Genomic DNA, 23,758 nt, shown 5'->3' on the forward strand with positions numbered 1-23,758 from the left:
TCGCCCGCGTTTATCGTGCCTTCGATCATTGCGGGCGCACGGCGCTCACGCCGTCCCATAACGCGAATTTGCCGTCCTTGACCACCAGATCCAGGTTCTTCGCGCCGGCCACGCGGCGCGTCTGCGGATCGAACTTGAACTTGCCGAAGATCACGCTCGGCACGTCGTTGATCTTCACGAATCCGTCATGCACGGCCGTGCGGTCCGCGCCGTAGCGGCGGATCACTTCGCTCGCGAGGATCATCGCGTCGTAGGCACGCGCGGCAAACGTGTCCGGCTCGGCTCCGTACTTGGCGCGGTAGCGCTGCACGAAACTCTGCACCTCCGGGCGCGGGTCGCCGGGGAAAAAGTTCGATTCGGTATAGACACCGTTCACCGCGGGCCCGCCGAGATCGAGAAACTTCGGCGAGTAGACCGAGCCGACCGCCGCGATCGGCGTGTGCACGCCGGCCGCCCGCGCCTGGCGAACGATCTGCGCACCGTCCGAGTAGTAGGAAATCAGTACGAGTGAGTCCGGCTCCGCGCTGCGCACGCGTGTGAGTGTCGCGCGAAAATCCTTCTCGTTCGGCTGATAGGCTTCGGCCGCGACGACCTGCGCGCCGTTCGAGGCGACGGCCTTCGCGAAGATGTCTTTGCTTGTGCGGCCCCAGTCGGTGTTCAGGTACAGCACCGCGATCTTTTTGAAGCCGAGCCCTTTAGTGACGTAATGCGCGAGCATCGGCTGTTCTTCGGCCTGGCTGATCGCCGTGCTCCACATGTAATCGCCGCCTTTCGTGAAGTCGGGATGCGAGTTGGTGAAACCGAACTGCACGAGGCCGGCGCGCTGGTAAACCGGCGACGCGGCCATCGACGCGCCGCTAGACAGATCGCCCAGTTCGAGAAGAATGCGTTTGTCGTCGACGAATTTCTGCGCGATGGCGACGGCCTGGCGCGGATCGCTGCGGCTGTCCTCGAAGTCGTAGCTGAGCGGATGGCCGTTGATGCCACCCTTGCCGTTGATCTGTTCGAGCGCCAGATCGAAGCCGCGCTTCCACTGCTCGCCGTATTGCGCGTCCTGTCCGCTCAGCGGTCCGGTCACGCCGATCCAGTAAGGGTCCGCCGCGTTTGCAGCAGACATTGCGCCGCCGAAGGCAATGGTCAGTGCGCCGGCCAGTTCAAGCAGTGCTCGCCCTGCACCGCGCTTGTTCTTCCACAGAATCGACATGCTTGTCTCACGCCAGAAATAGAGTGAGCTGATCTAATCATGTCGCCTGGAAGCCGGCCAACGAAGATAAGTGTCAAAGCTTATTCCCGCCTGTCCGCAAAACTTATGAGCGACGGCGATTACACCGTGGGCCGTACTCGGGCGATATCGTGGTTTTTTCGAAAACTCCCTTCTGCTACGGCTTTTTTGAGCGTGCGCTGCGCGGCTGGTTATCGTCGTGCACACGCTCACGAGCACAAGGATCGCAAGTTTCGTCAGATACATAGCCGAATTTATTATAAGAATCGGGCATGCAGCGGCCTCTAGAATGCGCACATCACATGGACGAGGCATCGCATGGAGTTGCATCAACTCGAAGCGTTCTCAGCCGTCATGTCGACGGGCAGCATGACCGGTGCGGCTCGCCTGCTGCGCCGTTCACAGCCAGGTGTGACGAGAACGATCCAGGACCTCGAACAGGAGATCGGCTACGCGCTGTTCGACCGGAAAGGGCCGCGCGTCTCGCCGACGACTCGCGCGTTTTTGCTCTACGACGAAGTCGAACGTTCGCTGATCGGCCTCGATGCGATCCGTGCCAGTGCGCGCGCCATCGGACGCGATGAGCCCATGCCATTGCGTATCGTCGCGACGCCCGCGCTCGCCGCCGCGCTGGCGCCGCGGGCTATCGCGAAGCTCGCGCAAACGCCCGGCCACGAACACACTCGCGGCGACACGCAACTGCGCAGCGTCTCGACCGAGCAAGCCGTGCGGGCGCTGCTCTCGCGTGCCGCCGATGTCGGCATCGCGACGCTTCCACTCGATCATGCGGCCCTCGACGTGCACTACATCATCGACGCGCCCTGCGTCGCTGTGCTGCATCGCGACGACCCGCTCGCGCAACACGCTGTATTGCCGCTTGCGCGTCTGGCCGGACAGCCGGTCGCGACGCTTGCCAACCGGTATCGGCTGCGTAACCGGATCGATCGCGCATTCGGTCAGGCCGGCATTGCGCTTCACGTCACACTGGAAACCAACGCGTCGCTCAACGCGATGATGGCCGCGCAGCAAAGACTGGGCGTCGCCATTGTCGATCCCGTGACCGCGTTTGGCCTGCGCCTTGCCGATCTCGAAGTGCGTCCGCTCGACGTGTCGATTCCGTTTCTGTATGGCGTCGTCACGCTGTCGGGCCGGCCGCGCACCGGCGCAGTGGACGTGCTGATCGAGACGCTCGTGGACGTCTCGCACACGCTACTGCCGGGCGCCGTGCGGCACGCGGCGTCACAGCATGGCGCACTGGTGGCGCACGATCGCGCGGACAGTGCAGATAGCGCAGACAGTACCGGCGACTCCACTTCCACCTCCTCTTCCTCCGCTCACCGCGGCACCGGAGTTTCGGCATGACTGCATTGAATCCTCTGCCCGCCGTCGACGGACTGGCCGTGCTCGAAGCCCGGCTTCGCGAAGACCTCGACTGGCTCGAACTTCCCGCGCCGTCCTGGGTGCCCGCGCACAACGTCGACGGGCAACGCGTGCTCGACGTCGCCATTATCGGCGCCGGCATGGCCGGACTCGCGGCGAGCGCGGAGTTGCGGCTGCTCGGCATCGACAATCAGCGGCTCTTCGACCAGGCGCCTGAGGGCCAGGAAGGCCCGTGGGTCACTTACGCACGGATGCAGACCTTGCGTTCGCCTAAGCAACTGACCGGCCCCGCGCTGCGCCTGCCGGCGTTGACGTTCCGCGCGTGGTACGAAGCCCAGTTCAGTCGCAAGCAATGGGACGCGCTCTACAAGATTCCGCGCACGCAATGGATGGAGTATTTGCGCTGGTATCGCCGCGTGCTCGATCTGCCCGTGCGCAACGATACGCGCGTCGACATACTGCGCCCGCGAAGGGACGGCGTGATCGAACTCGATCTCGTTCACGAGCCGGCGAACCACGGCGGCCGCGCGCGGCGCGAGACCGCGCTGGCACGACATGTCGTGCTGGCAACCGGACGCGAAGGCCTTGGCGGCCCGTTCATTCCGGCGGTGGCGCGCGATCTTCCGCTGCACCTGCGCGCGCACTCGTCGGATACGATCGACTTCGACGCGCTGCGCGGCAAGCGCGTCGGCGTAGTGGGCGCAAGCGCATCGGCGTTCGACAATGCAGCGACCGCGCTCGAAGCCGGCGCGGCGGGAGTCAATCTGTTCGTGCGCCGCGATGCTTTGCCTCGCATCAACAAGCTGACGGGCATCGGCAGTCCCGGCCTCGTGCACGGTTTCGCCAACCTGCCGGACGAATGGAAGTGGCGCTTGCTGCACTACTCCGCTTTGACGCAGGCGCCGCCGCCGCGCGATAGCGTGCTGCGCGTCGCGCGATTTCCTTACGCGAAACTGCATCTGTCGAGTCCGCTCACGCGCGTGGGCCACGAAGGCGACACGGTGTTCGTCGATACGCCCAGGGGCCGCTACGCGCTCGACTACCTGATCTTCGCGACGGGTTTTCACTCGGAGATCGACACGCGCGATGAGTTTGCGCTGATCGCGCCGCATGTGCGCCGCTGGCGCGACCGCTTCGAACCCGCGCCCGAACTGTCGAGCGACGACCTCGGCAGTTCGCCGGACCTCGACCGCAACTTTGCGTTGCAGGAACGGATTGTGGGCACCTGTCCCGCGCTTTCGCGCATTCACAGCTTCAATCACGGTGCGAGTCTGACGCACGGCAAGGTCGCCGGCGACATTCCGGCGATCAGCGACGGCGCGCAACGTCTGGCACGCGCGATCGCCGCGATGCTGTTCGACGCCGATCGCGAGGCGCACTACGCCGCGCTGCAGGCGTTCGACACCGCCGAGCTTGCCGGCGACGAATGGGCCGACGCCGCCGCCGACGTTCGCACCATCGACACCACAGCCTGACTCTTTTCTGGACGGACCTCTATCTCATGTCTGCATTGACCGAACCCCCATCGGCTGCCGCAACGGATGACTTCGTTGCCGCGTTGGCCGGACTCGCGCCCGATGGCCCCGTCGCGGCGCTGCGCGCTTTCCGCGCAGAGGCGACCCGCTATACGCAAGGCAGCCATGACGCGCTGTTTTCGAATGATGTCGCGGATCTGACGCTGCGCGAGCGGCTCCACGCAGCCTGGTATGCGGCGCTGCTCTCGCGCTGCGAGCGGACCGCGCAAGCGTATCGCGAGCGTTTGCTGGCGCTCGGAGCGGAGACTGAAGCCGGTGCGGACGCAACGAGCGCCGCGCTCGATGCGATCGCTCGACATCGCACCGGGCCGGCGACGACGGTTGAGACGGTCGTTAAGACTGACCAGCGACTCGCGGCGATTCTCGTTCATACCGAAGCCCTGGTGCTTCACCCCGCGGAGACAGGCAAGTCCGCCCTCGCCGCGTTACAGGCGGCCGGCCTGACGACAGGTGCGATCGTCGCGCTCGCGCAGCTGGTCGCATTCGTCACCTATCAGGTACGGGTCATTGCCGCATTGCGCGCACTGGAGGCACGAGCATGAGCACGGACCACGGCTTCACCTCGCAGACTCTCGGCTGGAGCGCATGGCTCGATACGGTGCCGCTCGCGCAGGCATCGCCCGTGCAGACCGCGGTGCTCGAAACGAGTCACCCGCAAGCGAAGACTTCCGACTACTACCTGCTGCTCGTGCACGAAGCGGAAATTCTCCGGCAGCGTTCCGGCGCGTTCAACAGCATTATGTATGCGACCGGCGGCCTGTCACGCGCCGAGCGCGAACTCGCGAGCACCGTCGTCTCGCGGGTTAATGGCTGCGTGTACTGCGCGTCGGTGCATGCGCAGCGTTTTCAGCAACTCGCCAAACGCGACGAGGTGATCCAGCAGATCTTTTCGGACCCACAAACCGCGGGCACGACGGAACGTGAGCGCGCCATCGTCCGCTACGCGATCGATCTCACGCTGGCTCCCGAAGCGATCAGCCCGGCTTCGCTCAATGCGCTTCGCCATGCCGGACTCGACGATACGCAGATTCTCGACCTGAGTCATGCGGTCGCGATCTTCGCATGGGCAAACCGGCTGATGCTGAGTTTGGGCGAGCCGGTGTTTCCCGCGTAGATCGCGGTTCGTCATTTCTACCTTCGCCGAATCGCACAGCCGCACCGATCCTCGCCGCCCGGTTAGTCCACGCGTACATATCGATGCGACGATTCGATCGTGGCCGCGACCGCTCCGCTCATCGACAATCAGCGAACCGTTCAGCGCGTTCGTTGCTGGCTGCTCCCGCATTCGACAGGACCATTAGAACCGACCCGCGACGCTCGGCTTTTTTCGTGAGCGAGCGAATCATCGCTTGAGCGAAACGGACTCGCACAAGACAGCCAATTCCGCGCCGCTCGATGGTTCGAGCGACTGTTGACCCACTGAATCTTCGTGCGAGCCTCAGCCGACGTAAAGGAGGAAAACCCGGGGACGTGCCGCCCCGGGCGACAGGCTTTAGCGCAGGGCGAACATCGAGCTTGCCGGCGTTCGCCTTGGTAATCAGCGAGCAGTTGATTAACTGCTTTTCGGGCTTGCCGGTCGAACCGGTCTTCATGTATTTATCGGCTTGCTCGACCGCTTCCGTCGCGGCCAGCGCCGCCGGTTGCAGAACGGTCGCGCGGATGTCGTTGCGCATGATCGCATCGCGCACGTTCGTTGCTGCCGTCGAAACCGACGACGATGACGTCGCTGCGTTTGGCCGCCTCGCCGCTGCGAGCGCCGCGTTCGATTCGCGCTCGTGGCTGCTTACCGGCTTGGCCCAGAGCAGCAACGACGACTGCGACCGACGACGACCGGTTCCCGGCTTCTGCGCGATTTTCCTTGCCCGAACCCTTACGATTGCAACTTGCGCGACGGACCTAGCCGACGTCAATGCCAAGCTCCGCAACCGGTTTTTCTGTCTCGCACCACCGACGCACCGGCCGTGCGTGCTGTATCGTTGTTCCGACGGCCACGGTGTGGTTGCGGATGGTTACATGATTGTCGCGACCTGAGGTAGGTAGCAGAAGGTCCATGACTGCCTTGGCCTGCCGATAGGGCACGGTGGCGCCCAACTCCGCGTGCAGCCATCTCAGTTCACCAGTACTTGCCTCTGTCAGGTAGTCCTTGAGCGGAGAAACATATCTTGAGCCGTCAGCACCGCAATCGCAGGCCTTCCATCGTTCGCGGCAACAATAAACCTTTCCTAGCGCGGTCTTCAGCTCCGAGCAATGATTATCATGCAGGCGACGCTGGGCGCCGCAATCCACACAGGATCTACGCGGGGCGCAAAAGCGTTCGATTTGCTCGACAACGAACTCCTGCTGCACACAATTGAGCAAAGACTTGCCTTCACCGTGTGACAGCCCCACGTCTCCGTGCGTCTGGTCGTCGATGGGCCTGTGCAACCGCATGACCTCAACCCGCTTTACCACACTCCCGTCGCCGTTATCAAACTCAAGAACGATCGTGCATCGCATGGCGGCTCCTGGGCCTCGTCATAGAGATACGATACCCCGCGGTGCGCTCGTCTCCCGGCCTTTTTAACGGCTTCCTGGGTGATTGCCGCCTATGGTGACCGTGTGGTGATGGAGGACACGCTGGGTGAAGCACTGGCGGCGCTTTTCAAGAACACCTCCCAAGCGGCATCGCCAGTGGGGGGCACAGCGAACGCGCGCGCACGCGAGGCGCTAGCCCATTATGACCGCGCCATCGAGCGACTGAAGGCAGGAGACTGGAGCGGCTTCGGAGCAGAACTGATACCCTGCGGCCATTGCTCGAAGCACTTGGCGGCGGCGGTTCCGGCGGCGATCAGAAGTGACCTGAATGCAAAAAGGCGTTTATGCCTGCAGAGCGGATACAGCCCCGGTAAACCTTGTAACGATGGCGCGCAACAAATCTTTGCGCCATTGAACGTTTTCCTCCTTTTTCACGCCAACCGGCGGGAACCCTCCACCACTCCCAGGATGCCGCGCCCCTGATGCCTTTCCGCAATCAGGATCTGGGTGTTCACCGGTCTCACACAGAATCCGTCTGCTGCTTTCTGAGCGATTGTTTTGCCTGAACAACGATTCGTCCGGTGAGTGGCAACGAGACACAGCCGGGAAGCCCTAGTAAGGCGAGTACTAAAACGCCGGCTGCGCCATCGCTCAAGGGAATATGCGAGAAGACTGGCCGCCGAAAAGCGAGTGGAAAGGCTCACTCTGCAAAGCACGCAACTGCTCCTTGTGGTCAATTAAATCACATTGTGATATAATTGACCACAAGGAGCGGCACGGCGAGGCGAGACGGTCATCGTTGCGCAGCGGCAGTCGTGCTGCATATTCGAAAAGGAGCCATCATGCTGATCACTTTTCAATCCACCGCATCGCCAGATGTCGTGATGCTTCGGGACCTTGCCCATTACTTACTGGGTTTGATCGGCAAGCGTCTGGGCGAGCGGGGCGTCATCATGCACGACGAACTGCAGGGCGCGATCAATCGGCTCGAATCCGCGATCACGGAAGACGCCACGGCAGAAGTCGCGCTAGAAGCGTTGCATTGTTCGCCGGGCAATCGGCGGAAATCAAGCAATGGGCTTTCGCAGCGCGCATGGCCGTTTCTGGACATGATGCGGGCAGCGAGCAAGCGCGGTGCGGACATCATCTGGGGTCTTTAGGCCTCTGTCACTGCGGCTGCATTGCGCCGGTTGCAGTGCGACGAAAGTAGAGACGATGGAACGATTTGCGTCGAGGCGGTGCTTGGCGGCCATGCTCGCGACAGGTGTCGCCGCGTTGATGTTTTGGCCCGCGATTGCGCAAGCGAATGACCGTTACGTTACGGACGCCGGCATTGCGATTCAACGGGCAGATCGCATGAGCGATGCGCGAGCCGCGCCGTCGCCGTACTTCGCCGACATTCCAATGACAGTGACCGGCGTGTACGGCGGAACCATGCTCGATATGCTCGCTGGGGGCCCGATATTGCTAGTGAGGTGGCCAAACGGCTGCTGCTCGCGAAGTCACAGATGGCACATAGGGCACAGCGGGGCAATCACGCCGGTTCATCCAAAATCGGACCGTGCACACGTTTTCTTTCTCTGGCCGCAGTCGTAGCAGGCGCAAGCAGTCAATGCCCGTTTCGGGGCTTATTCCACCAACGCCTGCGCGCCCCGGCGCGACGAAGCCGTTCGCGCAGATCGTCGCGGCCCTCTTGTGTGACCATGAAAAGCACGACCAGCACGAGTATCGCGCCGGCGACTGCTAGCTGCACGAGGAGATCCATCATGACGCGTCTCCAGAATCATTGCGCGCGCAATTTGCTCGCCGTCTTCGCCGCTCAGGTGAACAGCGGCACGGCTTCGATCAGCGCGAAGCCGACAAGCGCTCCGACCGTTGCGCCTATAAGCCGCGGGTGCAGCTTCTGCAGGTGCAACGTATCCAGCAGAGTGCCGATCAGAATGATGCCTAGCAGCGCAAAGGCGACCAGCAGAAAGCCGATTTCAAAATCGTTGCCAATGATCATTTGATCCTCCTCTGCAAAGAGCGATCGGAACCGGCGGAGTATCCGATAAGGTCGTTTTTATGGAGTATATCACGTTGTGATGTATGTGGAATTCGCCGTTTAGCAGACACGAGCCGCAGCCGCAGTGGCTCTCTGGCGTGCATCACAAGTGACATATACTGGATTTGCGACGGCTCGATCTATTGCGATGTATCCATCGCAATTGCCGTATAGACGCGCAACGAACGCAGGGAGAGCGACATGCCAGCCTTCAATCGCATTCTGCTCTGTTATGACGGAACCCGCGAAGGACAACACGCGCTCGCAGACGGCGCCCGTTTGGCGCAGGAACTACGGGCGCAAGTACATGTGCTTTCCGTCGTCAACAATTCCGCCTGGATGCAGGGGACGGATATCACGTCCGCGGTGCCGGCCGACCTTGTCAGCGACTCTGTGAAAAGTGTGCTCGACGAAGGCTTGAAGAAACTCGCAGCGCGGGGAGTCAATGCGATCGGGCACTTCGCGATCGGTGATCCGCTGGATCAGATTCCATTCTTCGCTAAAGACCTGAACGTCGATCTGATCGTCGTGGGGCATCATCGAACGACCGGACTAGCTCGGTGGTGGGGCGGCAGGACAGACGGTCTGCTGCTCGACAGAGTCAGTTGCAGCGTACTTGTAACGATGGGGCCGGAGGTGGACCGGGCGTAGCAGCAGGCGGAACCTCAGGCGTCGGAAAAACGGCGCCGCCGGTCTAGCGTTCCTAACGCATGCCGGTGCCAGGTCGCCTGAATAGTCGCACGCCAGCGTTCCCACAGCAATCGCAAACAGGATATCCTGCACGGCGGCGACCGCGATCTGTGCGGCGACAAGCGGGTCCGTGATTATTTAACGGTGAACGAGTAGTGGCCCTGAGTGCGATGGCCATCAGCGGCCACAGCCACCCAGGAGACGGCATACACGCCCGGCGACAATGGGTTCAGTGCAACTGACATGTGCTTCGCATTAGTCGGGTCCACAACAGCCTTGTCGCGTACGACCGACTTACCTTGCGCATCCGTGACGGAAATGGAACTGAACGCTGGCTCCAGTTCATCATCAAAGTCGATCGCCACATCCTTTTGCGACGCTGCGGCAGTCGAACCGGCAGAGGGTGCCTGGCGAATTGGATAGGCGTGCGCATACGCCAGTGGCGCCGTCGCCAACGCGAGGACCGCCGAAAGGACGCGCAATAAACGGGCATTCAGAATATGTTTCATGGTTGACTGCAACCTTACCTGAGGCGATCTCAGGAAAAATAACACGGTTCATGTAGCAATAGGGTGGTGGAGCCATGCAGCGAGAGGGTAGCCGCAGGCTCTGCGCACCACGGAAAAAGAGTCTTCAGCGAGATGCCGCCTGACGCGACATTCACTGAGCGTCTCTGATCCCATCGATTACTGGAACAGCGGCTTACCGATCGTCGTCGGCGCAACATCGTCGAAGAATATGTGGGCCTGAACCAGAATGCCCACATGCGAGCCGCTGGCCCGGTTAATTGGAACCTGGGCTTCGACGCCGAACTGCCCGTACCGGTTGATCCAGATGAAGCCGGGATTGACGGTACCCGTCGTCTGCCCCTGGCTTCTCGACAGCGGGATTTCGACCAGCGGGATCAGGTTCGACAAAGGTTGCGGCAAGCCGAGATCGTGCACGTGCTGCTGCAGATAGGGCAAGCTGTACTGGAACGTGAAGCCGTAATTGAATGCATTCGGCTGCCCCGCGCCGGTGGTCAATGCCGGTCCTGCTTCTCCCGTGATCCCAATTGGCCGCAGATAGGCGAGCGAGTCGGGTAGGTCACCCATGCCCTTGCCTGCGTAAACCGTCGGAGAGATCGTCGAGAAGTTCGAGGCGATCGCGCGGCTCCCGGTCCCGCCGAGTTCTGCATTGACACCGACCGACGTCATGAACTCGTGCGCGTCGTTTACATACAGGAGATATTTCAGACCCACGCCGAAATTGTCGAAACCACGTGACGTTGGATTATTCTGCATGACATAGGTGCCACCGACTGACGCGGCCAACCTGGGCGTGATCAGTTTGTCATACTCAAAATCAAAACTATTGATGCTTTGATCGCCGCTGTCACCCGGCACCCTTTGATGTCCGTATTCAAGGTTCGCTTCGTCCCCAACGCCCGGGTCGTCAACAGCCATGGTCGAGGGAAATACGCGGTCTCCCGCGACTGCGTGAGCAAATGCGGCTGACGAACTGGCCATACTGACCATGGCAGCGGCGACCAGCAAAGCCGCGCGTGCCGGCGCCACCTGGCGCTGTGAAAATGTACGCATGTTCTTTCTTCTCCGATCGTCGTTGAGCCCCGCCGTATCCGAACACGGCGAGCCGCCGCGCTTGCCGTTTCAGCGCGGTTGTAGGTGTCCATACGAAACGAATCAGGAAAAAAGAGGAGGAGCGCGCGGCTGGGAAGCTGTGTAGGCAAGCTGCACACGGGTGTGCACGGGTGCAATTACCTCTCTGCTGTCCGATACCCGGGAAGCCGGCGGAAGCGTAGCCTCGGTCGTCGGAACGACAGGAGCGTGGGCAAACAGACTGCAATAGCCGCATGCCTGCCCGTGCAACGCAGAAGAGTCAGTCGATTTGTGATGGCTTGCGAGCGTCCCGTTCCCAGCATACGCAGAGCAGAATGTTGCGAGCGCCTCGCCAAGCCGGTAGTGAGCCGCCATTGCCTGCGATATGGTCGGCGCAAGCGTACTCATCAGGATTGCCAGCAATCCTAATAAGCTGCCGATCTTCTGGAGGCGGAGGCGAATCATGCGATGAAAAGGAATAAGGAAGCCGCTGCGTCAGCCGCGAATTATGCCATGCGTTAAATCCGTCCGGCGTGCGAAAATCTGGATCTCAAGCATAGTTGTGGTGCTTGAGTCGTCAGGAAAATGCAAGCTCAGCTTATCGCACATCGTTGAGCTGGAAGTCGCTCATTCAGGAGAAGCAACATGAACCCGAAGGTCAACCGGGCCGCCCTGGTCGCCGCCGCACTAGCAGGCCTCGCAGTGGCTGGCGTCAACTCGGCGCAAGCTGAACAGAAGGTTCAGTGTTTCGGCATCGCCAAAGCCGGTCAGAACGACTGTGCGAGCAGGACTGGCGTGCACGGCTGCGCTGGTGAAGCAAAAATCGACAACGATAAAGGCGACTTTAAAACGGTCCCGAAAGGAACCTGCAAGAAGCTGGGCGGCACGATCGACGACCAGCATTCCTAAGCTGCCACTGCGCTGCTTTTCAAACTGTGCCTCACATGAAGCCTGCCGTCTCATCTGTCTGCCCCCTGCAAGGCGCCGGTATAGGGTTGCGCCACGCACATTACCGTGACTTCCTCGACGCCATACCGGCGATCGACTGGATTGAGGTGCACAGTGAAAACTACTTCGGCGATGGCGGCTTCGACCTGCACGTGCTCGACACTGTGCGCCGCGACCTGCCCGTCAGTTTGCATGGCGTGGGCCTCGGCCTCGGTTCGGCAACCCCGCTGGACCCCGTTCGCGTTGGCAAGCTGAAACGTCTGATTGCGCGAGTTGAGCCGACGGTCGTCTCCGAACATCTGTGCTGGGGCGCGACGTCCGATGGCCATCTAAACGATCTTTTGCCAATTCCGCTGACTGATGCGGCGCTCGCACTGCTCTCTTCGCGTATCAACGAGTTGCAGGACGCATTGGGCCGCTCGGTTCTCCTTGAAAACGTCTCCACCTACGTTCGGTTCCGCGACGATCAGTATGGCGAGACTGCGTTCCTGACCGAGCTCGCGTCGCGTACGGGTTGCGGCGTACTCCTCGACGTAAACAACCTCTATGTCAACCAATGCAACCATGGCGAGGACGCCATTGCTGCGATGAATGCCCTGGTTGCGGGCACGGTCGGCGAGGTCCATCTTGCAGGTCACCGGGTGACTGACGTCGCCGTCATCGACGACCACGGCTCACGTGTCGCCGGAGAGGTCTGGGCGCTGTACAAATACGCGCTCCAGCAATTCGGCACGGTGCCGACACTTATCGAGTGGGATACTGATATACCCGCGCTGGACGTTCTGCTCGACGAGGCCGGACGCGCCCGTGAGATTCAAGCCGCAGTCCACGCCACTTGCCCGGTGCGCCCCACCCTTCATCAACAGTGGCGTCGGTGATGTCTACACCGCTTGAGTCATTGCAGCGAATATTTGCCGAGTCGCTGGAGACTGAAGAACGATCTATCCTCATGCGATTGCAAGGCGCGCCGCGCGGATTCGATCATGCCCAACCATGCTCGATCAGCGATACGGTAGCCGATAAACAGGTGATGCGCGACAGCCGTGCCGACCTGGAAGACAAACTGAGCCAGCGCGTCGATCTTTATCAGAGCAGCATTCGCGGGAATCGGCGAAAGGCGTTGGCCAGCGCTTATCCGACCCTGCTAGCGCTGGTCGGCGACACCTACTTCGATCACCTGTGTCTGGATTACGCTCGAGCGCACCCGTCGCGCAGCGGCGACCTCAATCGCTTCGGCGCGTCGTTGCCTGCGTTCATCGAAGCCTACGAACCGGACCCACGTTTTCGCTATTTCGCGGACCTCGCACGCCTCGAATGGTCGTTGCATCTGGCCTACTTTGCAGCGGACGTCGAAGCGCTGACGCGTGACGAGTGGGCCGCCATCCGCCCCGAGGATCTGCTCGACGCGAAACTTGCCGTGCACCCGGCATGCGCGCTCGTCTCGTCGCCCTACGCGGTTGCCGAGGTGTGGTGCGCACATCAGCCGGGCGGATGCTTTCCGGCCGATCTCGATTCGCCGACCTATGCGCTAGTTGTGCGTCCCATGTGGCAACCGCAGATACGCGTTCAAGGCGTGGCCGCCCAAGCGGCGTTCGGCGCGTTGCAGCGCGGAGCCACACTCAATGCGGCGCTCGACGCGGCATTTGCGGTCGATGCCGGATTCGATTTCACCGCGCAGTGGCGAGCATGGGTCGAGGCGTCGGCTTTTACAGGTCTTGCGCACGATGCGCCGAGCCCTGAACCCAGTCTCACGCCAATGCAGTGAAGCGCCCACCAAGGTTCCCGCTCCGACGGCTTCTGGAACACATCGACAACGCGAATGCGCGCGTGTATAAGCTGTTCAGGCATCGCCTCACAAGGTGAAGCGGGAAGCCGGTGAGAATCCGGCGCGGTCGCGCCACTGTATTCGGTCTGAACGTCAACTTGAGTCCAGGCAGGAAGTCAGACCTCGCTTCGCCATCATTCAATCTCTTTCGGGACGCGTCATCCCAGGGAACAGTTAATGATTTCGCAGCTAGGACAGATTTTCAGCGATTCGAACTCCGGCGTCCGGACGCGGCTTTTCGGCATTTACGGCGTGTTGATCGCCACCAACGTAATCGCCTGGATCTGGGCGCTCGTGGCGTTTCGCCATCATCCTGTCTTGCTCGGCACGGCGCTGCTGGCGTATGGCTTCGGCTTGCGTCATGCAGTCGACGCGGACCATATCGCAGCGATCGACAATGTCACCCGCAAGCTGATGCAGGAGAAGAAGCGGCCGGTGACCGTCGGCTTTTTCTTTTCACTCGGTCATTCGACTGTGGTGGTGCTGGCCTCACTTGCAGTCGCGGTCACCACGTCCGCCATGCAGGGGCGCTTCGACCACTACAAGGAGATTGGCGGTGTGATCGGCACGATGGTCTCTTCACTGTTCCTGTTCGCGATTGCGCTGATGAATCTGATCATCCTGAAGTCGATCTATCGGGCCTGGCGTAACGTAAAAAACGGCGGCCGTTACGTCGACGACGATTTCGATCTGCTGCTGGCCAACCGGGGCTTCTTCGCGCGGCTATTCAGGCCGCTGTTCCGTATGATCACGCGCAGCTGGCACATGTACCCACTCGGCTTTCTTTTCGGCCTGGGTTTCGACACGGCCACAGAAATCGCCCTGCTCGGCATCGCCGCCGCCCAGGCGTCTCAAGGCCTGTCGCCATGGGCAATCATGGTGTTTCCGGTGCTGTTCAGCGCCGGTATGTCGCTGATCGACACGCTCGATGGACACCTGATGCTGGGCGCCTACGGCTGGGCCTATCTGAAGCCGATCCGCAAGATCTACTACAACATGACCATCACGCTGGTGTCGGTCGTCGTGGCCATCGTGATTGGCAGCATCGAAGCGCTGGGCCTGATTTCGGACAAGCTGAAACTGCAAGGCCCGGTGTGGGATGCGATCGGCGCGCTAAACGATAACTTCGGCACGCTTGGTTATCTGATCATCGGTATTTTTGTGTTGAGCTGGATCGCATCGGTACTGATCTATCGCGCGAAAAAATTCGACGATCTGGAGATCAGCCGATAGGAGTGAGCCGTACGCAGACACGTCAAGCGTCTCTGCGTGCGGCTCGAAGCACTCATCTATTCACTGAAATAATCGTAAACCTGGTTAAAATGCGGAGCCATGACCCGACTACGCCACCTGCAGGCGCAGCACTCGGTGGGACGCTGGATTTCGTATCTCGTCCTGCTCGCGCTCGCGTTGCGCCTGCTCCTACCTACAGGACTGATGCTCGACACGAGCACAGAGGGTGACAACCCGGGCCTGGTGATTTGCAGTGGGCACGGCCCGCTCGTGCTGCCCGCCGCGTTCGTCGACAGCAACGCAGACTTCACACCCGATAGCCAGGCGACCAGCACTTTCAAGCGTGCGGCCTCGCTATCCAGCGGTGCGCACAGCACCCCGGCCTCGCCCGATCCTGCCCACACTGGCAACACGGCATCCAACGAAATCTGTCCTTTCAGCGCCGCCTTCGTGCTCGCGCTGACTGCGATTGCCATCATCCTGGCCTTCTGCCATTTCGCCGCGCTGATCGTTGCGCGGTATCGTCGGCAGACGTTCATCTTCATTCAGCGGCTTTTCCGCTCGTCACACAGCGCTCGCGCTCCCCCACTGTTCGCCTGAACCGATGTGCCACCGGCAGTGCGAAAACGCGCTTGTCGTCCGCACATTCCGGTTGCTTCCTGACATTTGACACCTGAAGTTTCGCTCTCGTAAGAGCGGTGCTGGACTTCATTCGTCCAGCTGTTCTGGTGACGTGGCCAAGGCGCAATCGACAGTAGCAACCGAAGAGAGCAAGGGTCCCCTCCCGGGGCCCGACACCGAAACTCGGCCGGGCGTCGTGGTGAGCCGCGTACGCGTGATTCGCCCAGGTCCGGACCGGCACTCGATCGAGAGCGCATATGAAACGAGAACGTCGTTCGATTCTGGAACTCATCCTTCGCTACAAGACCCATCTGAATATCGGTGCCTTCCTCGCGGTCGCCCTTTGGGCAGCCTGGATTGCATGGATGACACGTCCAGGCGAAATCGATATCCCCGCTTCGGGAACCGGACCGATCTGCTGCATGCGTCAGGTGCACTAGCCACGCTCTATTAGTCGGATCCTTCGAACCGTGAACGTTCTGTAGCGTCTCGCCCGCGCCTTCGCTCGACCGTGTCTAGGATTTTGCGTCCACGGCGGAGCGCGAATGGGGTCTGCTCGCCATATTCCGTTCATTACCGGGCGCCGCCCAGCGAGCGCCAGACCTTCGCGCGTTCATGGCAATCGACTTCGCTGCGACTGCCGGCGCCGCACGCGCGATCGCTTAGCCTCACGCACAACTTCACCTCATGCTTACTCTGAAACTGGCCGCGGCCGCCTTGCTGACTGCCTTCTCGCTCGCCGGTCACGCGCAGTCCGTCGCGACCGGCACGTCGGCCCCGGGCTCTCAACCGATACCCGGCGCCGACACGCAAACCGGCACAACGGCGGACACCGCGCTGCCTGCCATCCGTATCACGGGCCATCGCTACCGCTTCATCGCGACCGACACTGTGCTCGACAGCCGGTCGGCGACACGTACCGACACGCCCCTGATCGAAGTGCCACAGTCGGTCCAGGTCGTGCCGCGCAAGCTGATCGAGGAGCAGGACGCGCGCACGCTGGCCGATGCGCTGGTCAACGTGTCGGGCGTGATGCCGAGTCAGCCCGCGGAGAACGGTTTTGTCGCCAACATTGTGCGCGGCTTCCCGGCCGAAATTTACACGGACGGCTTGCCGATGTACGGCATGAGCGCGGCCAACAGTCCAGCGAGCCTCGTCGGCATCGAGCAGATCGACGTGCTCAAGGGGCCGGCCTCGACGTTGTACGGCGGCGGCCTGGGTGCGCCGCTCGGTGGCCTGATCAATATCCAGTCCGAGCTGCCAGAAGCCGGGCGGGGCGGTTACGTAGCGATGCGCACGGGCAGTTACGGCACCGTCAACCCGTACTTTGACCTGACCGGCGCGCTGACTTCTTCGATCAACGCGCGCATCGCTGGCGAGTACGAGCACGCCGGAAGCTGGATCGATCAGGTCAGGAGCGACAAATGGTCAGTGAAGCCGAGCGTGTCGTTCAAGCTCGGTCCCCGCACTACGCTGCTCGTGCAGGGGCAGTTCAACCACAGCAGTCAGCTCGAATACTCGGGGCTGCCCGCTGCCCAGGCGCTGGCCGGCCAGCTCGACCGGTATGCGTTCCCGGGCGCGCCGGTCGGCCAGCCGCGCACCTCGTTCGACAGTCAGCTCGCGACGGTCCAGTTGCAGCACGATTTCAACGACAACCTTCGGCTGACGCTCAGCGGGCGCTACTACCACAGCAGCATTCCCGAGTACGGCAGCTTCGTCTACCCGGGCCTCTATCCGCCCGATCCGGCCACGCCAACCACGTATCCGATCTTGCCGCTTAACATGCAGACCAGCACCAACGAGGCCACCTTCGACGCTAACATCCTGGCGACGGTCAACGCGTTGGGCGGCCATCACGAGTTGCTCGCCGGAATCGACTACGATCACACCGATTTCTTCTCCGGCATGGGGTTTACCGGCGTGCCCGTCGGTACACAGGACCTCGCGCAGCCTGCCTACAATCTCGCGTTCGGCTCGCTCGCACCACTGACGCTCACGCAGACCGATCGCTACCAGACAATTGCCGCCTACGTGCAGGATCAGGCGACCTACGGGCGGCTGCACCTGAGCGGTTCGCTGCGATTCACACAGCTCAATTTCCGCGAGGCGGAGCAAGGCACTGACGCCACCTATCATCACGTTTCGCCGCGGGTGGGCGCCAGTTTCGACCTGATGCCGGGCGTGGCCGTATACGCTGCGTACGCGACCGCCTTTCGCGCCGCATTCGGTTATGTGGGCCTCGGATCGCCAAAGCCGGAGACCTCGCGCAACGTCGAGGCGGGCCTGAAGCTGGCGCTGACCGACATCGGCCTGTCCGGCACCCTCGCCGTATTCCAGCAGACACGTGACAACGTGGCTACGCCCGACCCGAACAACCCGCTCTATTCGATCCAGACAGGCCAGCAGCGCGCACGCGGAGTCGAGACCGATCTGGTGTGGGAGCCGACGCCGGCGCTCTCCGTGCTGATGAACTACGCCTATACGCGCGCCACGGTGACCGAGGACAACTCGATTCCGGTCGGCGACACGCTCGCGCGCGTGCCGACACACAGCGGGCGCATCGCGCTGCGTTATCGCGTGCTGAACGGCCCCGCCCACGGCCTGTCGTTCGGCGCCGGCATGACGGCATTCAGCGCACGCGAGGTTACGCTGCCGAACACCGTTGCGGTACCCGGTTACGCGCTGTTCGACGCGCAGGCCGAATACAGCTTCGGCCGTTACACGATCGGTCTGTCGGCCGTGAACCTGGCCAATCGCCATGTCTATGCGCCCTACCAGTATCTTTCCTTCCCGGTGGTAATGCCGGTTCAACCGCGCTCCGTCTACCTGACGCTGAAGGCTGCAATCTAGGAGATCCAGAATGACCGACATGAACCGTCGCAACGCGGTCCTGCTGGCGCTGCTCGCGCCGTTCGCGATGAGCGCCGCCGCGCAGGCGCCGCAACCCGCGAGCACCATGACCATGCCCGACATGGGCCCCGAGATGAACAACGTGCATTGGGAGGGTAACGAACAGATCGCCATGCTGATGTACCCGGGCATGACCGTGATGGATCTGATCGGGCCGCAAAGTATGTTCGGTGCGCTGATGGGCGCGAAAATTCACCTTGTCGCAAAGACACTCGAGCCGGTCACGAGCGATGCCGGTGTGACCATTGTGCCGACTGCCACCTTCGACACCTGCCCGCGCGATCTCACGGTGCTGTTCACGCCGGGTGGCACCGACGGCACACTTGCGGCGGCCAGCGATCCGGCCACGCTCGCGTTCATGCGGGACCGCGGTGGGCGCGCGAAATACGTCACCAGCGTCTGCTCAGGCTCGCTGATCCTCGGCGCCGCGGGATTGCTGGCGGGCTACAAGGCAACCTCCCACTGGTCGGTGCGTCACGTCCTGGCCGAATACGGCGCGATCCCGATCGAAGCGCGCGTGGTGCGCGATCGCAACCGGGTCACCGGCGCCGGCGTGACGGCCGGGCTCGATTTCGGTTTGATGATGCTCGCCGAGTTGCGCGACCGGACCTATGCCGAATGCACGCAGCTCGTCAGCGAATACGATCCCGAGCCGCCGTTCAATGCCGGCTCGCTGAAGACGGCCCCGCCGGCCGTGAGGAAGGCGATGGAGGAACTACTGGCCGGCTTCACCAGGCAGGCCGAAACGCTCGCCGCGACTCAGGCCCATGGCACTCCGGCTGCATGACAGCGTAACAACAATTACACAGATCGACATGTACACAAAGAGCAAGATCGCCGCTGCGACGGCTGCCACCTTCCGACATTCCGCCCACGCAAGGCAGAACGATACGGCACGTATTCCCACCGGCCGCGCTCCATTGCGCGGCGCGATCTCTGCCGTCGCGGCCCTTGCAATCGCCGCGACGCCCTATGCGCGCGCCGACACGACAACGGACAGCGTGCAGAACACGCCGTCCTCCGGAGCAGCCGCGTCGTCAGTGACCTTACCGGCCATCACCGTGAGCGCCGCGCCAGGCCTCACCTATGGTGCCGAAACGTCGGTCAGCACGACGCGGACCGACACGCCGCTCAAGGATTACCCCGCATCGATTCAGGTCGTGCCCGCCGAGGTGCTGCAGGATCGGGCCGTGACGCGCATCGACCAGATAGCGGATAACGTGAGCGGCGTACACGCCGAGGCGAGTTACGGCGGCAACGGCGCTACCTTCTTCAATATCCGCGGATTCAGCGAAAGCAACGGCCTGCGCGACGGCTTCCGTAACTACGGCTACTACGCGTTTCGCGACGTGCAGAACATCGACCGCGTCGAGGTGTTCAAGGGCCCTGCAGGCGCGCTGTATGGAGGCATCGGCGCCGTGGGCGGCTATATCGACACCGTCTCGAAGCGCCCCGAGCGCGACAACTTCGGCGAAGTCGATGTGACCGCGGGAACCGACGGTCTGGCCCGCACCACACTGGACCTGAACCGCGCGCTAAACGAAGACCTGAGCGTCCGGCTGAACGCAACTGCCGAGACCGACTCGACGTTCCGCGACAACGCCGGCTCCCGTTCGTGGTCAATCGCACCGGCCATCAGCTGGGATAATCACCACGGCACGTCTGTGACGCTGCTGAGTGAGTTCAACCACCTGAACCGGGACGGGTTCGACTTCGGGGTGCCGGCGGTCGTCAATTATCAGGATTTGTCCCGCACGCGTTACTACGGTCTTCGCGACGGCATGTATCCCGGGGTCGATGGCGACTACGGGAGGAACGATACGGTGTCCGAAACCTTGTTGCTCGAGCATGCGCTGTCGGACAACTGGAAACTGCGCCTGTCCGGACAGTACGCATATGCACGTCAGCTCTCGACACAGTCATTTCCCGACAGCACGACCGCCACGGGCAATCTGCTCGATTACTCCGTCTACAGCGGCGCGAACGAGGTATCGCGCCAGTACGCGGCCCGGGCCGAGGTGGCCGGAGGTTTTTTCACCGGCAGCCTGAAGCACTCGCTGCTCGCCGGTGTGGACTACGGCTACCTCAAAGTCAGCAGCGGCGGATCGAACGTTTCCAGCATGACGCTGGATCTGTTCAACCCCAATTACCTGTCCGGGCTGACCCCGGCCGATCCGTTGCCAGGCCATCAAGCGAGCGGCGCAGACTACGGCGCCTATCTGCAGGACATGATCGCGCTGACGCAGCAGATCAAGGTGCAGGCCGGATTGCGGGTGGACCGGTTTATCAATCGCGCCAACGAAAGCGGCGAAGAGACGGGGCGAGGCCAGCAGACGGCGTTCTCGCCGCGCGTCGGCGTAGTCTGGCAGCCGACAGACGGCACGTCGCTATTCGCCGACTGGAGCCGCAGCTATTCGCCGAACGTCGGTCATAGCGGCAGCAACGTGACCTACGCAGCGGAGGTCGCCGAGCAGTTGGAGATCGGCGTCAAACAGGACCTGATCAGGAACCGGCTCAGCGCCAACCTTGCCCTGTTCAGCCTGAACCGCAATCACATCCTGACCACCGACCCAACCAACCCTTTACTGGAAGTGCTCACGGGCAAGCAGCGCAGCCAAGGCGTGGAGCTCGACATCGCCGGCAACATCACGCCGCAGTGGAAAGCTATCTTCACCTATGCCTACACACTCGCAAAGGTCACCAGCGATTCGACGTATCCCGTAGGCGACCTTCCGAGCAATGTCCCACGGCACAGCGCAAGCCTGTGGACGGTTTATCAGTTGCAGTCGATCCCGGAGCTGCAGCTCGGGGCCGGCCTTTACTACGTAGGCTCGCGGGAAGCGACCTTACCCAACACGTTCAAGCTCGGTGGTTATCTGCGCACCGATGCGATGGCCTCGTACCAGCGAGGGTCATGGAAAACGCAGTTGAATATCTACAACCTGTTCAATCGCAAGTACTACACTGGCGGCTCGGCGGCGACTTTCGATTACACGCTGATGCCAAGCCCACCGTTGACGGCACAGCTCACCGTGTCCTACCGGTTCTGAACGCCGGCCGCGCGCCCGTTGCGGCCTCGAATCCTGCAATCTCCCGGGTCAGTTCGTCGATGACCCGTTCGATCAAGGCATCCGTCAGCGCGGATGCCTTGCTCCCTTTTTGCCGATATATGCTGTAGTTGATCGACAGCGCCGGTTCGAATTTCTTGATGACCACCCCTTTCGCCGCCGTAGCGCTGGCGGACAGATAATCCACGACGGTTACCCCTGCCCCGGCCTGACAGAACGCGATGGCCGTTGCGGCAAGATTCGTCTCGATCGCGTTCGGGATTCTCAGATTCGCCAGCGCGGCGTGCCGCTCGATCTGCGCCACGAGCGGATCGGACGCGAGCAACGAGATCAGGGTAGCGTTTTCCAGATGCTCAAGCGTGACTACGTCGACATCCGCCAGGGCATGGCCTTCCGGCACCACGCACACCACTGGCACTGCGGGAAGCGTGCGCCGGACGACCGCTGGATGCTCGATGCTGGTCGTCACGCCGATCGCGAGATCGAGTTGATTGCGCCCTGCCCACTCCACGAGCGTCTGGGTGGAGCGGATATTGACCGTGATCCTGACGCCGGGATGGTCGGCCTGGAACTTGTGGATGATGGCAGGCATCAAGCCACTTCCCAGCGCGGGAAGAATGCCGATTTTCAGGCGACCGGCTCGCAGATCGCCCAGATCCCTCGCCAATCTCATGATTTCTCTCGCCGAGATGAACGATCGCTCCACCTCGGCATAGAGCGACATCGCCTCGGCCGTCGGAATCAGGCGCTGCCGTTGCCGGTTGAACAGGCTATATCCCACTTTGGCTTCCAGGCGCGCGAGTAGTTTGCTGACGCCGGGCTGAGCGATATCGAGAAAATCCGCAGCTTTTGTGACCGTGCCGTGCTGCATGATTGCCGCGAAAACCTCCAGCTCGCGCAACGTAAAATCGCTCAAATCACACTCCTCAAAGTCCGCGGTTTTTCATGCCCGCCAATCCGGCACCGTCGTCGGCGCCTGCCGGCGCATACGTCGGTCGATCCGATCATAACCTTTCGAGATAAAGCAAAGAAGACGCCGGCCCCAGCCCACAGGTCGTGGCGCCGCTCTAGCGTTTCCGCCGCATCTGTCGTTGCGTGACTGCGCCCGGCTCGGGACGTGAGCGCCGTCCACTCGCCAATGCCAGATACAGCTTCCCAATTCATACCTTTTTGGAATGACCAACAAATTTTGCGGCAATTGAGCCCACCGCCCGGCCGATCCGACAATGGTTCAACGCTGCACGAGGCAGCGCCTGGCATCAGCCCGCCAACCCACGTCGAGACTCCACGGAACCGGAAATGATGAACAACAGGATATTGAAACGCGCTGTGTGTCTGATCGGCAGCCTCTGCGCGCTGGCCACCGTTCAGCTGGCTGAAGCGAAGGATGTCCTGATCGCGTTTGAGGGCAGCTATACGCCCTGGAATTCCTCGAACCCGGACGGCACGCTCGGCGGATTCGAGCCGGCGCTGGCCAAGGTGCTGTGTGAGCGCGCCCATCTCAGCTGCAAGCAGATCGCCGCCGACTGGGACAGCATGATCCCGGCACTGAACACCGGCAAATTCGACGCAATCATGGACGGCATGGCCATCACGAACGCACGCAGGCAAGCGATCGATTTCAGCATTCCCTACGCCACCGTTACGTCGAGTTTCGTCGCCGCCAAGGGCCGTGCCGCTTACTTCGGAAAGCTGGGGAGCGGACTCGTGACGATCAATTCCGAGGCCGACGCGAAAACCGCGCTCGCCACGCTGCGCACCGCCCTCAAGGGCAAGGTGATCGGCGTGCAGGCAGCCACCACCTACGTGCCGTTCGTTCGCTCGAACTTCGCCGATATCGGCGAAATCCGCGAATACCGCAGTTCAAAGGATCGCGATCTCGATCTGAAGAGCGGGCGGATCGATGCGTCGGTCGAGAACACCGTCTATCTCCTCAATAACACAGGGAGCGATCTGTCGCTGATTGGGCCGGTCATTGGCGGGAAGATCTGGGGCGAAGGCGTCGGTATGGGGCTGCGAAAATCCGACACTGCGTTGCGCGACGCATTCGACAAGGCGATCGCGTCAGTCAAGGCGGACGGCACGCTGTCGCGGCTTTCCCTGCAGTACATGAAAACTGATCTGACGCCGCGCTGAGGCATGTCGGCCGATGCGATCGGAACCATCATTC

The 23,758-nt window shown here is 61.9% G+C and carries 24 protein-coding genes, 2 pseudogenes and 1 riboswitch; of the genes and pseudogenes, 17 read left to right on the top strand and 9 right to left on the bottom strand.

Features of this window, described 5'->3' with window-relative positions; genetic code table 11:
- Nucleotides 1–25: 25 nt before the first annotated feature.
- Nucleotides 26–1,204, bottom strand: a complete 1,179-nt coding sequence (locus tag BCA01S_RS29830; protein ID WP_027780041.1) for an ABC transporter substrate-binding protein — start codon at nt 1,202–1,204, stop codon at nt 26–28.
- A gap of 336 nt (nt 1,205–1,540) precedes the next feature.
- On the opposite strand from BCA01S_RS29830, the gene BCA01S_RS29835 reads away from it, so the two are divergent.
- Genes BCA01S_RS29835 through BCA01S_RS29850 form a run of 4 tightly spaced genes read left to right on the top strand, consistent with a single transcriptional unit; the run spans nt 1,541 to nt 5,251 of the window.
- Nucleotides 1,541–2,584, top strand: a complete 1,044-nt coding sequence (locus BCA01S_RS29835) for a LysR family transcriptional regulator (protein ID WP_027780042.1) — start codon at nt 1,541–1,543, stop codon at nt 2,582–2,584.
- On the top strand, nt 2,581–4,077 hold the full coding sequence (locus BCA01S_RS29840; protein WP_042319875.1) for an NAD(P)-binding domain-containing protein: 1,497 nt from the start codon (nt 2,581–2,583) through the stop codon (nt 4,075–4,077). Before BCA01S_RS29835 ends, BCA01S_RS29840 begins: the two co-directional genes overlap by 4 nt.
- A 26-nt stretch (nt 4,078–4,103) precedes the next feature.
- Nucleotides 4,104–4,679, top strand: coding sequence for a CMD domain protein (locus BCA01S_RS29845; RefSeq protein ID WP_062860194.1), 576 nt, complete (start codon nt 4,104–4,106; stop codon nt 4,677–4,679).
- The gene (locus BCA01S_RS29850; protein ID WP_027780045.1) at nt 4,676–5,251 is read left to right on the top strand and encodes a peroxidase-related enzyme; all 576 of its coding nucleotides are present in this window, start codon (nt 4,676–4,678) and stop codon (nt 5,249–5,251) included. The genes BCA01S_RS29845 and BCA01S_RS29850 overlap by 4 nt, the downstream gene beginning before the upstream one ends.
- A 118-nt stretch (nt 5,252–5,369) precedes the next feature.
- On the opposite strand, the gene BCA01S_RS38185 is transcribed toward BCA01S_RS29850, so the two are convergent.
- Both BCA01S_RS38185 and BCA01S_RS37500 read right to left on the bottom strand, forming a co-directional pair.
- The gene (locus BCA01S_RS38185) at nt 5,370–5,810 is read right to left on the bottom strand and encodes a hypothetical protein (RefSeq protein WP_156955108.1); all 441 of its coding nucleotides are present in this window, start codon (nt 5,808–5,810) and stop codon (nt 5,370–5,372) included.
- Between the two features lie 100 nt (nt 5,811–5,910).
- A pseudogene (locus tag BCA01S_RS37500) lies at nt 5,911–6,633 on the bottom strand (ISKra4-like element ISBusp5 family transposase); the annotation flags it as partial.
- 78 nt (nt 6,634–6,711) lie between these two features.
- On the opposite strand from BCA01S_RS37500, the pseudogene BCA01S_RS37505 reads away from it, so the two are divergent.
- Nucleotides 6,712–6,974 (top strand): annotated as a pseudogene (locus tag BCA01S_RS37505) (hypothetical protein); the annotation flags it as partial.
- 519 nt (nt 6,975–7,493) lie between these two features.
- Complete coding sequence (locus BCA01S_RS29865; RefSeq protein WP_027780047.1) at nt 7,494–7,811, top strand: DUF1840 domain-containing protein; 318 nt, start codon at nt 7,494–7,496, stop codon at nt 7,809–7,811.
- Between the two features lie 449 nt (nt 7,812–8,260).
- Here BCA01S_RS29865 and BCA01S_RS38190 read toward each other — a convergent pair whose 3' ends face one another.
- Together BCA01S_RS38190 and BCA01S_RS29880 are read right to left on the bottom strand one after the other, a co-directional pair.
- Nucleotides 8,261–8,419 carry a hypothetical protein gene (locus BCA01S_RS38190; protein ID WP_156955110.1) on the bottom strand — a complete coding sequence of 53 codons (159 nt, stop codon included), beginning with the start codon at nt 8,417–8,419 and terminating at the stop codon, nt 8,261–8,263.
- A 51-nt stretch (nt 8,420–8,470) separates the two neighbouring features.
- Nucleotides 8,471–8,656 carry a hypothetical protein gene (locus BCA01S_RS29880; protein ID WP_027780048.1) on the bottom strand — a complete coding sequence of 62 codons (186 nt, stop codon included), beginning with the start codon at nt 8,654–8,656 and terminating at the stop codon, nt 8,471–8,473.
- Between the two features lie 240 nt (nt 8,657–8,896).
- Here BCA01S_RS29880 and BCA01S_RS35575 point away from each other — a divergent pair, with 240 nt between their 5' ends.
- A complete protein-coding gene (locus tag BCA01S_RS35575) occupies nt 8,897–9,346 on the top strand; it encodes a universal stress protein (protein WP_042319879.1) in 450 nt (149 codons plus the stop codon).
- A gap of 173 nt (nt 9,347–9,519) precedes the next feature.
- Here the strand turns inward: BCA01S_RS35575 and BCA01S_RS29890 are convergent, their stop codons facing one another.
- The 3 genes from BCA01S_RS29890 to BCA01S_RS39560 form a co-directional block, all read right to left on the bottom strand.
- Nucleotides 9,520–9,894, bottom strand: coding sequence for a copper resistance CopC family protein (locus tag BCA01S_RS29890; protein ID WP_027780049.1), 375 nt, complete (start codon nt 9,892–9,894; stop codon nt 9,520–9,522).
- Between the two features lie 177 nt (nt 9,895–10,071).
- The gene (locus BCA01S_RS29895; protein WP_027780050.1) at nt 10,072–10,965 is read right to left on the bottom strand and encodes a hypothetical protein; all 894 of its coding nucleotides are present in this window, start codon (nt 10,963–10,965) and stop codon (nt 10,072–10,074) included.
- A gap of 102 nt (nt 10,966–11,067) precedes the next feature.
- Entirely contained in the window at nt 11,068–11,448 is a 381-nt protein-coding gene (locus tag BCA01S_RS39560; protein WP_084166997.1) for a DUF2946 domain-containing protein, read from the bottom strand.
- A 180-nt stretch (nt 11,449–11,628) separates the two neighbouring features.
- Between BCA01S_RS39560 and BCA01S_RS29900 the strand changes: the two genes are divergently transcribed.
- From BCA01S_RS29900 to BCA01S_RS29940, 9 genes are all read left to right on the top strand, one after another.
- Nucleotides 11,629–11,892, top strand: coding sequence for a BufA1 family periplasmic bufferin-type metallophore (locus tag BCA01S_RS29900; protein WP_027780051.1), 264 nt, complete (start codon nt 11,629–11,631; stop codon nt 11,890–11,892).
- 35 nt (nt 11,893–11,927) lie between these two features.
- Nucleotides 11,928–12,809 (top strand): MNIO family bufferin maturase, encoded by an 882-nt coding sequence (gene bufB, locus BCA01S_RS35580; protein ID WP_042319881.1) that lies wholly within the window; start codon nt 11,928–11,930, stop codon nt 12,807–12,809.
- 71 nt (nt 12,810–12,880) lie between these two features.
- Nucleotides 12,881–13,696, top strand: coding sequence for an HvfC/BufC N-terminal domain-containing protein (locus tag BCA01S_RS35585; protein ID WP_052369532.1), 816 nt, complete (start codon nt 12,881–12,883; stop codon nt 13,694–13,696).
- Between the two features lie 66 nt (nt 13,697–13,762).
- Nucleotides 13,763–13,895: riboswitch (cobalamin riboswitch) on the top strand.
- A gap of 38 nt (nt 13,896–13,933) precedes the next feature.
- Nucleotides 13,934–14,989 (top strand): HoxN/HupN/NixA family nickel/cobalt transporter, encoded by a 1,056-nt coding sequence (locus BCA01S_RS29915; RefSeq protein WP_027780052.1) that lies wholly within the window; start codon nt 13,934–13,936, stop codon nt 14,987–14,989.
- A gap of 99 nt (nt 14,990–15,088) precedes the next feature.
- Nucleotides 15,089–15,589: a DUF2946 family protein gene (locus tag BCA01S_RS36610; RefSeq protein WP_027780053.1), complete on the top strand. Its 501-nt coding sequence runs from the start codon at nt 15,089–15,091 to the stop codon at nt 15,587–15,589.
- A gap of 278 nt (nt 15,590–15,867) precedes the next feature.
- Nucleotides 15,868–16,050: a hypothetical protein gene (locus BCA01S_RS29925; protein ID WP_027780054.1), complete on the top strand. Its 183-nt coding sequence runs from the start codon at nt 15,868–15,870 to the stop codon at nt 16,048–16,050.
- Nucleotides 16,051–16,297: 247 nt separating this feature from the next.
- The gene (locus tag BCA01S_RS35595) at nt 16,298–18,460 is read left to right on the top strand and encodes a TonB-dependent siderophore receptor (RefSeq protein ID WP_052369534.1); all 2,163 of its coding nucleotides are present in this window, start codon (nt 16,298–16,300) and stop codon (nt 18,458–18,460) included.
- A 10-nt stretch (nt 18,461–18,470) separates the two neighbouring features.
- Complete coding sequence (locus tag BCA01S_RS29935; RefSeq protein WP_027780055.1) at nt 18,471–19,307, top strand: DJ-1/PfpI family protein; 837 nt, start codon at nt 18,471–18,473, stop codon at nt 19,305–19,307.
- Nucleotides 19,288–21,570, top strand: coding sequence for a TonB-dependent siderophore receptor (locus tag BCA01S_RS29940; RefSeq protein ID WP_027780056.1), 2,283 nt, complete (start codon nt 19,288–19,290; stop codon nt 21,568–21,570). Before BCA01S_RS29935 ends, BCA01S_RS29940 begins: the two co-directional genes overlap by 20 nt.
- Here BCA01S_RS29940 and BCA01S_RS29945 read toward each other — a convergent pair.
- Complete coding sequence (locus tag BCA01S_RS29945) at nt 21,548–22,504, bottom strand: LysR substrate-binding domain-containing protein (protein ID WP_027780057.1); 957 nt, start codon at nt 22,502–22,504, stop codon at nt 21,548–21,550. The genes BCA01S_RS29940 and BCA01S_RS29945 overlap by 23 nt on opposite strands.
- A 383-nt stretch (nt 22,505–22,887) precedes the next feature.
- On the opposite strand from BCA01S_RS29945, the gene BCA01S_RS29950 reads away from it, so the two are divergent.
- Entirely contained in the window at nt 22,888–23,724 is an 837-nt protein-coding gene (locus BCA01S_RS29950; protein ID WP_027780058.1) for a transporter substrate-binding domain-containing protein, read from the top strand.
- Nucleotides 23,725–23,758 lie beyond the last annotated feature (34 nt).

Origin of the sequence: Paraburkholderia caledonica NBRC 102488 (genome assembly GCF_000685095.1) — a bacterium.
GTDB lineage: Bacteria > Pseudomonadota > Gammaproteobacteria > Burkholderiales > Burkholderiaceae > Paraburkholderia > Paraburkholderia caledonica.

Coding starts and splice junctions, on each gene's coding strand:
- BCA01S_RS29830 (WP_027780041.1), bottom strand. CDS start 1,204: ATGTCGATTCTGTGGAAGAACAAGCGCGGTGCAGGGCGAGCACTGCTT.
- BCA01S_RS29835 (WP_027780042.1), top strand. CDS start 1,541: ATGGAGTTGCATCAACTCGAAGCGTTCTCAGCCGTCATGTCGACGGGC.
- BCA01S_RS29840 (WP_042319875.1), top strand. CDS start 2,581: ATGACTGCATTGAATCCTCTGCCCGCCGTCGACGGACTGGCCGTGCTC.
- BCA01S_RS29845 (WP_062860194.1), top strand. CDS start 4,104: ATGTCTGCATTGACCGAACCCCCATCGGCTGCCGCAACGGATGACTTC.
- BCA01S_RS29850 (WP_027780045.1), top strand. CDS start 4,676: ATGAGCACGGACCACGGCTTCACCTCGCAGACTCTCGGCTGGAGCGCA.
- BCA01S_RS38185 (WP_156955108.1), bottom strand. CDS start 5,810: ATGCGCAACGACATCCGCGCGACCGTTCTGCAACCGGCGGCGCTGGCC.
- BCA01S_RS29865 (WP_027780047.1), top strand. CDS start 7,494: ATGCTGATCACTTTTCAATCCACCGCATCGCCAGATGTCGTGATGCTT.
- BCA01S_RS38190 (WP_156955110.1), bottom strand. CDS start 8,419: ATGATGGATCTCCTCGTGCAGCTAGCAGTCGCCGGCGCGATACTCGTG.
- BCA01S_RS29880 (WP_027780048.1), bottom strand. CDS start 8,656: ATGATCATTGGCAACGATTTTGAAATCGGCTTTCTGCTGGTCGCCTTT.
- BCA01S_RS35575 (WP_042319879.1), top strand. CDS start 8,897: ATGCCAGCCTTCAATCGCATTCTGCTCTGTTATGACGGAACCCGCGAA.
- BCA01S_RS29890 (WP_027780049.1), bottom strand. CDS start 9,894: ATGAAACATATTCTGAATGCCCGTTTATTGCGCGTCCTTTCGGCGGTC.
- BCA01S_RS29895 (WP_027780050.1), bottom strand. CDS start 10,965: ATGCGTACATTTTCACAGCGCCAGGTGGCGCCGGCACGCGCGGCTTTG.
- BCA01S_RS39560 (WP_084166997.1), bottom strand. CDS start 11,448: ATGATTCGCCTCCGCCTCCAGAAGATCGGCAGCTTATTAGGATTGCTG.
- BCA01S_RS29900 (WP_027780051.1), top strand. CDS start 11,629: ATGAACCCGAAGGTCAACCGGGCCGCCCTGGTCGCCGCCGCACTAGCA.
- bufB (WP_042319881.1), top strand. CDS start 11,928: ATGAAGCCTGCCGTCTCATCTGTCTGCCCCCTGCAAGGCGCCGGTATA.
- BCA01S_RS35585 (WP_052369532.1), top strand. CDS start 12,881: ATGCGATTGCAAGGCGCGCCGCGCGGATTCGATCATGCCCAACCATGC.
- BCA01S_RS29915 (WP_027780052.1), top strand. CDS start 13,934: ATGATTTCGCAGCTAGGACAGATTTTCAGCGATTCGAACTCCGGCGTC.
- BCA01S_RS36610 (WP_027780053.1), top strand. CDS start 15,089: ATGACCCGACTACGCCACCTGCAGGCGCAGCACTCGGTGGGACGCTGG.
- BCA01S_RS29925 (WP_027780054.1), top strand. CDS start 15,868: ATGAAACGAGAACGTCGTTCGATTCTGGAACTCATCCTTCGCTACAAG.
- BCA01S_RS35595 (WP_052369534.1), top strand. CDS start 16,298: ATGCTTACTCTGAAACTGGCCGCGGCCGCCTTGCTGACTGCCTTCTCG.
- BCA01S_RS29935 (WP_027780055.1), top strand. CDS start 18,471: ATGACCGACATGAACCGTCGCAACGCGGTCCTGCTGGCGCTGCTCGCG.
- BCA01S_RS29940 (WP_027780056.1), top strand. CDS start 19,288: ATGGCACTCCGGCTGCATGACAGCGTAACAACAATTACACAGATCGAC.
- BCA01S_RS29950 (WP_027780058.1), top strand. CDS start 22,888: ATGATGAACAACAGGATATTGAAACGCGCTGTGTGTCTGATCGGCAGC.